The sequence below is a fragment of the Azospirillum oleiclasticum genome, from assembly GCF_013423485.1.
In the GTDB taxonomy this organism is placed as follows: domain Bacteria; phylum Pseudomonadota; class Alphaproteobacteria; order Azospirillales; family Azospirillaceae; genus Azospirillum; species Azospirillum oleiclasticum.
Map to the genome: position 1 here is coordinate 1 of NZ_JABFFR010000024.1, position 9,671 is coordinate 9,671.

Below are 9,671 nucleotides of genomic sequence, written 5' to 3' on the forward strand. Positions count from 1 at the left end.
GTCCTCCTTCAGGACGGTCGGCGGCACGGTCCAGGTGGGGTTGACGATCACGTGGGTGATGCGGTCGCGCAGCAGCGGCGTCTCGCGCGACGGGCGGCCGACCACCGCGCGCATGTCGAAGACGCGGGCGCTGTCCCGCACCAGCGTGACCGTCTGGCTGGGCAGGTTGACCAGAACGGCGTCGGGCAGCTGCTCGTCGCGCAGCGCGCGCATGGAGGTGGCGGTGTGCCGCATGATGCCGGCGGCCTCCGCCGGGCTGCGGTCGAGCGCCTGCTGGGTGCCGGTGCCGACCAGCCCGTCCGGGGTCATGTTGCTGGCGGTCTGGAAGCTGCGCACGGCGGTGTCCACCAGATCGTCGAAGCTGGCGCTGCGCTGCTCCGGCGTCAGGTAGCCCAGCTCGATCAGCCGCTGGATCAGGCGCGACGTGCGCTCACCGCTGGCGCCCTTCTTCAGGGTGCCGCCGGGGCCGACCCGCGTGATCGCGACCGGGGCCATCGCCTCCAGCTCCGCGGCGCGGGCGTCCAGCCGGTCGGCCCAGGCGCTCAGCATGGCGGGATAGGCGGGCACCGGGGCCGGCGTCGCCGGCTCGGCCAGCGCGGGGGCGACGGAGAGCGGGGCGAGCGGGGTCGTGGGGGCCTGGGCGCAGGCCGCGGCCGACAGTCCGGTGATGGCAAGCGCCGCCAGCGTCAGTACGGCAAGGGAGCGTGATGTGGTCGCGCTGGTCGTCAGCATCGCAATGGCCTCGTTCGTCCCGGCTTATGGTCCCGTCGTTCAACAGGGAATATAGGGCAGACGGGGCGACTTGGCTGTGACGCACGTCACCTAATCCCTTCCGCACCCCCGAAGATGGGGCGAATCGGCTTGGCTCCTTAAAATGGCGTAACCGTTTTGCCGCATGTCATGAAATTCGGGTTGCCCGTTCGTAACATTTCGCCTATACCGTCCCCTGTATCTGTCAAGCCACAGCTAACCAACAATTCATCGTCCAGGGATCATCCAGCAAACTTGAATGTCAAACCGGGCCGGAATTGCCGCGCATCGGGAAGGAGTTTGTTGCGTCTGGGAGAAAAGAGGGGAGATAGGGGATGAACTTCGAGGGTACGGATTACACGGACCAGACTTTGAAGCGTCGCTCTTTCCTGAAACTTGCTCTTGGCGCCGTGGCCTGTGCGGCCGGATCTTCGGCGCTGATGATTCCCAATAGTGCGTCAGCCTTCACCGCGGGCGGTTCCGTCCGGCGGCTGGCGCTGGTCAGCCGGAACACGCACGAGCGATTCGACGACGTCTATTGGTCCAACGGATCCTATGTTCCGGACGCGCTGCGCCGACTCGACGTGCTCCTGCGCGACCACAAGGCCAACCAGATCTGCAAGTTCGACCCTGATCTGTTCGACGTGCTCTGGCAGGTGCAGCAGCGCCTCGACACGACGGAGCCGTTCGAGGTCGTGTGTGGTTACCGCTCGCGCCGCACCAACGCCCTGGCCCGCCGCCGCACCCGCGGCGTGGCGAAGGAGAGCTATCACATCCGCGGCATGGCCATCGACGTGCGCATGCATGAGCGCAGCGTCCGCGCCATCGCCGCCGAGGGCAAGGCGCTGGAGGCCGGCGGTGTCGGCGTCTACACGCGCAGCGGCTTCGTTCATCTCGACACCGGGCCGGTGCGCACCTGGTGAGGCCTCCGGGCGCGGGCGTCGCCTGATCCCCTGAACGCAAAAGGCCGGTCCCGCGAGGGACCGGCCTTTTGCGTTGTGCCGCGGTTGCGGCGGCTCAGTCCGCCGCCTCCACCACCGTGCTCGACCCCGGACGGCCGAAGCGCATCTCCGGGAAGGCGTTGATCAGCGAGGTGATGAGCGCCGCCAGATAGGGCAGGGACTGCACCACCAGCAAGCCCGACCACATGAAGGCGTCGCGGTTCTCGTGGCCGAACACCAGCACCACCGCCAGCGCCGCCACCCACAGGCCGAGCATCAGCCCGATCTCCTCCCGCGCCATCAGCAGGGCCTGCATGAAGGCCGGCTGGTTCTCGCACTTGGGCGTGCGCACGAAGGGCCGGCCGGAGGTGAAGAGCCCCTGCCACACCGCGCGGCCCACCGTGTGGGTCAGCGCCATGCCGGCGACAGCGGCGCCCACCTTGTCCCAGAAGCCGCAGCGCACGCGGGCCTCGTACAGCCACAGGCTGGCCGCCACCTTGAAGGCGAAGACGCTGAGCGTCGGGATCATGAAGGCGTTGGGCGGAAACTCGAAATATTTGGGGAAGGCGAGCAGCCCGATGGACCAAACCACCCCCGCCATGCCGAAGATCAGGTGCGCGGCGTCGGCGAACCAGGGCAGCCAGCCCGTGATGAAATGGTATTTCTGCCCGGTGGTCAGCTTCTTGGCGCCGGGCAGCAGCTCGCGCCAGTGCTTCTTCAGGATCTGCACCGCGCCATAGGCCCAGCGGAAGCGCTGCGTCTTGTAGGCGGCGAAGCTGTCGGGGACGAGGCCCTTGCCGTAGCTTTCCGGCATGTAGACCGCCTCGTAGCCGGCTTCGAACAGCCGCAGCCCCAGCTCGGCGTCCTCGGTGATGCACCACTCGCCCCAATGGCCGACCGCGTCCATGGCCGACTTGCGGATGATGGTCATGGTGCCGTGCTGGATGATGGCGTTGCGCTCGTTGCGCTGGATCATGCCGATGTGGAAGAAGCCGGCGTATTCCCAGTTGGTCATGCGCTGGAACAGGTCGCGGTTCCAGTCCCGGTAATCCTGCGGCGACTGCACGAAGCCGACCTCCGGCCGGGCGAAATGCGGGATGGTCGCCTTCAGCCAGTCGGGGTGCACCTGATAGTCGCTGTCGATGACCGCCACGAACTCGGCGTCCGGCGCCGTCTGCTGCAACCCGAAATTCAGCGCCCCCGCCTTGTAGCCCGGCCAGTTGTCGAGGTGGAAGAAGCGGAACTTGCTGCCCAACTGCCGGCAATACTGCTCGACCGGTTTCCACACCTCGGGGTCCTTGGTGTTGTTGTCGAGCAGCAGCACCTCGAAGTTCGGGTAGTCGAGGCGGGCCAGGGCGTCCAGCGTCTGGATCACCATGTGCGGCGGCTCGTTGTAGCAGGGCACATGGATGGAGACCTTGGGCGCGGTCGGCTCGGGTGCGGCGGAGCAGGGGTGGAACTTGCGGCGGAAACGCTCCTGCCACACCACCTCGGTCAGCTCCAGCCCGTCGATCAGCATCACCGCCAGCAGCACGAGCTGGCAGAAGATCAGCACGCCCCAGGCGATCTCGGTGGACACCGCCAGCCCCTGGTTGGCCGCCGCGGTGAAGGTGAAGACCAGCACCGAGGCCACCGCCTGGATCATCGCGCCATAGAAGATCTTGCCACCGATCCTCAGATCGTTGCGGCGGCGCAGGAAGAACACCAGCGGCAGGAAGGCCATGGCGATGGAGACGCCGCACATCATCGGCCAGTTGCGGATCTCCAGCACCTCGCCGACCATCGGGAACTTGGGCGCGCGGTTGGCGTCCCACAGGCCCCAGGAGGTGCCGGCGGAGCCCTCGATCTCGCGCTTCCAGGGCTGGTCGAAGGCCTCCATGATGAAGTAGTCGAGCTTGTTCTGGGCGGCGATGTTCAGGAAGTTGCGGATGAACTTCGCCTGGTTGACCTGCGTCGCCTCGGCCCCGCGGCGCCACGGGCCGTCGGCGGGCCAGCCGATCTCGGAGATGACGATGTGTTTGTTCGGGTATTTGGCGCGCAGTTCGTTGTAGCGGAACATCGCGTAATCGACCGCCTGGTCCACCGGCACGCCTTCCCAGTAGGGCAGCAGGTGCACGGCCATGAAATCGGCGGCCTCCACCAACTCCGGGTGCTGCAGCCAGACGTGCCACGGCTCGGCGGTGGAGACGGGGACGTTGACCTTCTTCTTGATGCGGCGGATGTACTCGATCGCCTGCGGCACGGTGATGTCGGCGCGCAGGATCGCCTCGTTGCCGACCAGCACGCGGCGCACGTTGGAATTGGCGCGCGTGACCTTGATCAGCCCGGCGATCTCGGGCTCGTCGATCTCGGGCTTGCCCTGCACCCAGGCGCCGACGGTCACGGGAATGCCGTAGCGGCGCGCGATGGGCACCGTGTGCTCGGAGCCGTCGGTGGTGGAGTAGATGCGGATGCCCTTGACGTTGCCGTCGAGCACCGCGATGTCCTTCTCGATGCTCTCCGGGCTGCCCTTGTCGCCGCGGGTCGGGCTCTTGTCCGGGTGGAAGGGGGTGTAACCGACGCCGGCGACGGCGCCGGCCCAGGAGCGTTCGGCCACCGGGCGGTTCCACCACGCCCACAGTCCGATGTTGCCCAGGATCACCAGGAGCAGAACCGCAATCGACGATTTGCGCATAGGAATTGCCATGCCCCGCACATGTTTCCCCAGGGCAGGCTCGGACGCCCCGGACGCACACCCACGCCAACCACGGGACCGGCGCAAGCGGAATCGCCGCCCCGACCGACCGCGGACCGAACCAGACACACACTCACTTACAGGTTGATGAAACCGGCCACGAAACCCGCCCGACGCCCTTGCCGGAGCCGGGCGTGGAACGACCTTCACGGCGCGTTCGGCCGGATGCCACGGACCGAACGACCCATTACCGATCGTGCCTTCATTTTATACAGATTTTCTTGCGCTGCAACCGCTGCCTAAACGGGCGCCAACGCGCCGCAGGCCGGCACGGCGCCCGGCCGTCATGCGCCCACCGCGGCGCACCGTTTCGCGCCCGCTCTCCGGAGCGGCGATAACGCAAACGTGATCGTGGCCGCGCGACTCGGGGGCCGTCCCGCCTGTTGAGGGGATGGTCGGTGCACAGCCGACCGCCAAACAACGGGAGCACATCGCCATGGTCGACAAGGATCGCGTCAAGGGTGCCGCCAAGGACGCCGCCGGCACCGTGCAGAAGGAAGTCGGCAAGCTGACCGGCAACGACAGCATGGTCGCGAAGGGGAACGCCAACAAGGCCGAGGGCAAGCTCGACAAGGCTGCCGGCCACGTCAAGGAAGCCATCCGCGGGGAGAAGTAGCATGACCACCCGCCCGGAGGAGGCCTCCTCGGGCCAGGCACGCCGCATCGAGGACGAACTGCTCGACAAGACCGGCAAGGCCCACGGCAACCCCGACAAGCCCGCCCAGGAGAAGTTCGACGAGATGGGCGAGCGGGAGGAGATCAAGCGCAAGGCCGGGCGGGAGTGATCCTGCCTTGGCCCCCGCCCGCCTTTTGATGGCGGGCGGGGGCGGCCAGGGCTGTGCGCTTAGTACGCGTACTCCGCGAACACCGGATCGACGCTGCCGCCCCAGGGACCGTGGAACTTGGCCAGCAGCTCATCCGCCGGCGTGCGGCCCGACTCGGCGATCGCCTGGAGCGTGTCGAGGAAGTGGCTCTCGTCGTCGCCCCAATTGTCGTTGCGGGCCCGCGCGGTCAGCCCGGCGCGCGCGATTTCCAGCACCGCCAGCGCCACATCCCGCACCGTGCCGTCGCGGAAGGGTGCGCGCAGCCCGTGGCGAGGCACCTCGCGGCGGAGACCCGCGCGCTCCTCCGTCGTCCAGCCCTTCACCAGATCCCAGGCCGCGTCCAGCGCCGCCCCGTCGTAGAGCAGCCCGACCCACAGCGCCGGCAGGGCGCAGAGCCGCCGCCACGGGCCGCCATCGGCGCCCCGCATCTCCAGGTACTTCTTCAGCCGCACCTCGGGGAAGAGGGTGGTCAGATGGTCGCTCCAGTCGGTCATCAGCGGTCGCTCGCCGGGCAGAGCGGGCAGTTTCCCGTTGAGGAAGTCGCGGAAGGACTGGCCGGACGCGTCGATGTATGTGCCGTCGCGGTAGACGAAATACATCGGCACGTCGAGCGCGTAGTCGGCGTAGCGCTCGAACCCGAAGCCGTCCTCGAACACGAAGGGCAGGTCGCCGGTGCGATCCGGATCGGTGTCGGTCCAGATGTGGCTGCGGAAGGACTGGAAGCCGTTGGGCTTGCCCTCGGTGAAGGGGGAGTTGGCGAACAGCGCCGTGGCGATCGGCTGCAGGGCGAGGCTGACCCGGAACTTCTTCACCATGTCCGCCTCGCTGGCGTAGTCCAGGTTGACCTGGACGGTGCAGGTGCGGGTCATCATGTCGACGCCCAGCGTGCCGCGCTTGGGCATGTAGCCGCCCATGATCTTGTAGCGGCCCTTGGGCATCCACGGGATCTCGTCGCGCCGCCATTTCGGCTGGAAGCCCAGCCCGATCATGCCGATGCCCAGCGCGTTGCCGATGTCCTTGGCCTGGCGCAGGTGGCGGTGCACCTCGGCGCAGGTCTGGTGCAGGGTCTCCACCGGCGCGCCGGACAGCTCCACCTGCCCGCCCGGCTCCAGCGTGATGTTGGCGAGGCCCTGGGTCAGGGCGATGACGTTGCCGCCCTCGGTCACCGGCTCCCAGCCATATTTCTGGAAACCCTCCAGCACCGCGCCGATGCCGTCCGCTCCCTCGTAGGGCAGGGAGCGCAGATCGCTCACCCGGTAGGCGAATTTCTCGTGCTCGGTGCCGATGCGCCAGTCGGCCGCCGGCTTGTTGCCGGATTCCAGATGGGCCGCGAGCTGGCGTGCGTCGGTGACGGGTTCGCCGCGCGTCTTGGGGGGTGCGGACATGGGCGCTCCGAAAGCAATCAGCGGATGGACGGCGGGCCGGGATCGGCCGCCGAGCGGTCGGGCGGTCGGGCATCCACCCCGCTTCCGGCCATCCAGTCCCCCACCAGGGCCTGCCAGCAGGCGAGTGCCGCAAAGGCCGCCGTGTCGGCCCGCAGCACGCGAGGGCCCAGGCCGACGGGGACAGCAAAGGGGCGATTGCGGATTTCGTCAAGCTCCGACTTGGCAAACCCGCCCTCCGGCCCGATCAGGAAGGCCGCTGGCCGGCCGGCGTTCGCCCGCACCGCCTCGGCGATGGGCGTCGCCCCGCCCGATTCGGCGCACAGGAAGAGCACACGCTCCTCCGGCCAGCCGGCCAGCGCGCGCTCCAGCGGCACCGGCTCGGCCAGCTCGGGCACGGTCAGCCGCTCGCACTGCTCCGCCGCCTCCACCGCGTTGGCGCGCAGCCGGTCCAGATTGACCCGGTGCGGGTCGGTGTGGCGGGTGAAGACCGGCCAGATGCGGGAGACGCCCAGCTCGCTCGCCTTCTCCGCGACGCTGTCGATGCGCCCGCGCTTGATCGGTGCGAACAGCAGCCACAGGTCGGAACCGTCCCGCTGCTCCCGCAGCCGCTCCCGCACCGCCAGCGAGCACCAGCCCTTGCCGAACCCGTCGATGCGGGTCAGCCACTCGCCGTCGCGCCCGTTGAACACCGCCACCGGATCGCCGCGCTCCATCCGCAGCACATGGCGCAGGTAATGCGCGCGCTCGTGGTCGAGCCCGACGGTCAGCCCGTCGCCCAGCGCGCCGTCCACATGAAGCCGGGTCTTCGGCCGCTCTTGCATACGGTCTTCCCTTTCCGATCCCGGTGAACGCGAACGGCCCCGGCGGTTTCCCGCCGGAGCCGTCGCAACGAACCGGTTCGCCCGAGACGGCGGATCAGCTGAGCGGAAGCGCCACGAAGCGCAGGTCGCCCTGGCGATCGACCAGCAGCAGGATGGACTTCTTGCTCTGTTCGCGCGCCTTCTGGATTTTGGCGGTGACGTCGCTGGGCTGACGGACCTCCTCCTGGCCGACCTCGACGATCACGTCGCCGGGGCGCATGCCCTTCTCGGACGCGGTGGAACCACCCTGCACCTCGGTCACCAGCACACCCTTCAGCTCGGGCTTCAGCTCGAACTGCTGGCGCGACTCCGGGGTGATGCCGGTGAGCTTCAGCCCTAGCGCCTCGGTGGTCTTCGGCGCGGCACCCTGTGGGCGCTGCGTCTCCTCCGGCGCGTTGGCGAGCAGGCCGGACGCCTCGGCCGCCTCCAGTTCGCCCACCTTCACCTGCACGTTGATGGGTTTGCCCTTGCGCCACACCTCGACCGGCACGGCCTTTTCGATGGGCGTCTCGGCGACGACGCGCGGCAGGCGGCGCATCTCGTTGATGTCCTTGCCGTCGAACTTCACCACGACGTCGCCGGCCTGGATGCCGGCATTGGCGGCCGGGCCGTTCGGGGTGACGGAAGCGACCAGCGCGCCCTTGTGCTGCTGCAGGCCGAGGCTCTCGGCGATCTCCGGCGTCACCGCCTGGATGCGCACGCCGAGCCAGCCGCGCCGGGTCTTGCCGTATTCGCGCAACTGCGCGACCACGGTCTTGGCGAGGTTGGACGGGATGGCGAAGCCGATGCCCACCGAGCCGCCGGACGGCGAGAAGATCGCCGTGTTGATGCCGATGACCTCGCCGTTCAGGTTGAACATCGGGCCGCCGGAATTGCCACGGTTGATCGAGGCGTCGGTCTGGATGAAATCGTCGTAGGGGCCGGCGTTGATGTCGCGCTGGCGGGCCGAGATGATGCCGGCCGTCACCGTGCCGCCCAGCCCGAACGGGTTGCCGATCGCCACCACCCAGTCGCCGACGCGCATGGCGTCGCTGTCGCCGAACGGCACGGCTGACAGCGGGTGGCTGGTCTTGATCTTCAGCAGCGCCAGATCGGTCTTGGGGTCGCGGCCGATCAGCTCAGCCTTGATGTTGGTGTCGTCCTGCAGGATGACGGTGATCTCGTCGGCGTCCTGGATCACGTGGTTGTTGGTGACCACGTAGCCTTCCTTGGCGTCGATGATGAAGCCCGATCCCAGGGAGGTGGCGCGCCGCTGCGGCTGCTGGTCCTGCTGCGGCTGCTGGCGGTCGAAGAAGTCGCGGAAGAACTCCTCGAACGGCGAGCCCGGCGGGAACTGCGGGATCTCCGGACGCTGGCCGGGGCCGCGTTGCGGCTGGGCCTGGCTGGTGGAGATGTTGACGACGGCGGGCAGAAGCTTCTCCGCCAGATCGGCGAAGCTGGACGGGGCGCGGCCCTGGGCGAAGGCCGGGCCGGACACGGCGACCGCCAGGACCAGCACAAGCGGGGCCAGTGCGGCCCGGAGGTCGAAACGGGCGCGCCGGTCGATCAGGACCGCAACGGCGAGCGAAGACACAAGGTGGCGAATCACGGAAGCTCTCTCCCTGCCAGACGTCCCGCCGCGTTCCGCACGGAACGCGAGCGGCGGCGCACACCCGATACGGAAAGCGGATGTAGGCCGCGCCCGCCCTGCCTTCAAGCGAACGCCGCCGCCATCCCCCGATTCCGCATCAGCGATGCAGTGTGCGGAGGCGAGTATGGCCGGAAAATGGCGCTCCGGTCTACTGCCAGAACCGGAGATGGCGACACGGGGTGACGGCGGGGTGGCCGCCTATCCCCGCAGCAGCCACACCGCGCCGACGCCCAGCGCCGCGGCGACCAGCCCGGCGGTGCGGAGCTGGCCCTCCGGCACGCTGAGCACCCGTTCGACCGCACGTCGCATGGGACCTGGGAAGAGCGCGTAGAGCGCCCCTTCGATCACCAGCACCAACGCCAGGGCGGTCAGGAAATCGGTCATGGGGGAGGTGGGTTCGGTCGAGGGAAGGGCTGAACGGAACAGCCCCCGCCCCGATGGTCGGGACGGGGGCTTGGGAGGGGGAACGCTACTGCTGTGTCGTCGGCGCGGCGGCCGGCTCCGGCTGCTGCGCGGTGGCGGTCGGCGCGGCCGCGGGAGCGGCGGG

The 9,671-nt window shown here is 68.6% G+C and carries 9 protein-coding genes; 3 read left to right on the forward strand and 6 right to left on the reverse strand.

Translation table 11 applies throughout. The features are described from left to right. The coding region (locus tag HL658_RS22825; RefSeq protein WP_246337803.1) for a L,D-transpeptidase family protein at positions 1 to 732 on the reverse strand (732 nt) is incomplete at its 3' end. A gap of 353 nt (positions 733 to 1,085) precedes the next feature. Between HL658_RS22825 and mepK the strand changes: the two genes are divergently transcribed. Further along, positions 1,086 to 1,673, forward strand: a complete 588-nt coding sequence (gene mepK, locus HL658_RS22830; RefSeq protein WP_180282974.1) for a peptidoglycan L,D-endopeptidase MepK — start codon at positions 1,086 to 1,088, stop codon at positions 1,671 to 1,673. Between the two features lie 94 nt (positions 1,674 to 1,767). Here mepK and HL658_RS22835 read toward each other — a convergent pair whose 3' ends face one another. After that, complete coding sequence (locus HL658_RS22835; protein ID WP_246337804.1) at positions 1,768 to 4,377, reverse strand: glycosyltransferase; 2,610 nt, start codon at positions 4,375 to 4,377, stop codon at positions 1,768 to 1,770. A 484-nt stretch (positions 4,378 to 4,861) separates the two neighbouring features. On the opposite strand from HL658_RS22835, the gene HL658_RS22840 reads away from it, so the two are divergent. Together HL658_RS22840 and HL658_RS22845 are read left to right on the forward strand one after the other, a co-directional pair. Continuing rightward, the gene (locus tag HL658_RS22840; RefSeq protein ID WP_180282973.1) at positions 4,862 to 5,041 is read left to right on the forward strand and encodes a CsbD family protein; all 180 of its coding nucleotides are present in this window, start codon (positions 4,862 to 4,864) and stop codon (positions 5,039 to 5,041) included. Position 5,042: 1 nt separating this feature from the next. Beyond that, positions 5,043 to 5,210, forward strand: coding sequence for a hypothetical protein (locus HL658_RS22845; protein ID WP_180282972.1), 168 nt, complete (start codon positions 5,043 to 5,045; stop codon positions 5,208 to 5,210). A gap of 59 nt (positions 5,211 to 5,269) precedes the next feature. Here HL658_RS22845 and HL658_RS22850 read toward each other — a convergent pair whose 3' ends face one another. The 4 genes from HL658_RS22850 to HL658_RS22865 all read right to left on the reverse strand — a co-directional run bounded on the left by HL658_RS22850 (position 5,270) and on the right by HL658_RS22865 (position 9,508). Beyond that, positions 5,270 to 6,634, reverse strand: a complete 1,365-nt coding sequence (locus HL658_RS22850; protein ID WP_180282971.1) for a glutamate--cysteine ligase — start codon at positions 6,632 to 6,634, stop codon at positions 5,270 to 5,272. A 17-nt stretch (positions 6,635 to 6,651) separates the two neighbouring features. Beyond that, the gene (locus HL658_RS22855) at positions 6,652 to 7,455 is read right to left on the reverse strand and encodes a 16S rRNA (uracil(1498)-N(3))-methyltransferase (RefSeq protein WP_180282970.1); all 804 of its coding nucleotides are present in this window, start codon (positions 7,453 to 7,455) and stop codon (positions 6,652 to 6,654) included. A gap of 94 nt (positions 7,456 to 7,549) precedes the next feature. Further along, the gene (locus HL658_RS22860; protein ID WP_343055289.1) at positions 7,550 to 8,992 is read right to left on the reverse strand and encodes a DegQ family serine endoprotease; all 1,443 of its coding nucleotides are present in this window, start codon (positions 8,990 to 8,992) and stop codon (positions 7,550 to 7,552) included. 330 nt (positions 8,993 to 9,322) lie between these two features. Further along, on the reverse strand, positions 9,323 to 9,508 hold the full coding sequence (locus HL658_RS22865; RefSeq protein WP_180282969.1) for a DUF2065 domain-containing protein: 186 nt from the start codon (positions 9,506 to 9,508) through the stop codon (positions 9,323 to 9,325). Positions 9,509 to 9,671 lie beyond the last annotated feature (163 nt).

Coding starts and splice junctions, on each gene's coding strand:
- mepK (WP_180282974.1), top strand. CDS start 1,086: ATGAACTTCGAGGGTACGGATTACACGGACCAGACTTTGAAGCGTCGC.
- HL658_RS22845 (WP_180282972.1), top strand. CDS start 5,043: ATGACCACCCGCCCGGAGGAGGCCTCCTCGGGCCAGGCACGCCGCATC.
- HL658_RS22865 (WP_180282969.1), bottom strand. CDS start 9,508: ATGACCGATTTCCTGACCGCCCTGGCGTTGGTGCTGGTGATCGAAGGG.
- HL658_RS22855 (WP_180282970.1), bottom strand. CDS start 7,455: ATGCAAGAGCGGCCGAAGACCCGGCTTCATGTGGACGGCGCGCTGGGC.
- HL658_RS22840 (WP_180282973.1), top strand. CDS start 4,862: ATGGTCGACAAGGATCGCGTCAAGGGTGCCGCCAAGGACGCCGCCGGC.
- HL658_RS22850 (WP_180282971.1), bottom strand. CDS start 6,634: ATGTCCGCACCCCCCAAGACGCGCGGCGAACCCGTCACCGACGCACGC.
- HL658_RS22835 (WP_246337804.1), bottom strand. CDS start 4,377: ATGGCAATTCCTATGCGCAAATCGTCGATTGCGGTTCTGCTCCTGGTG.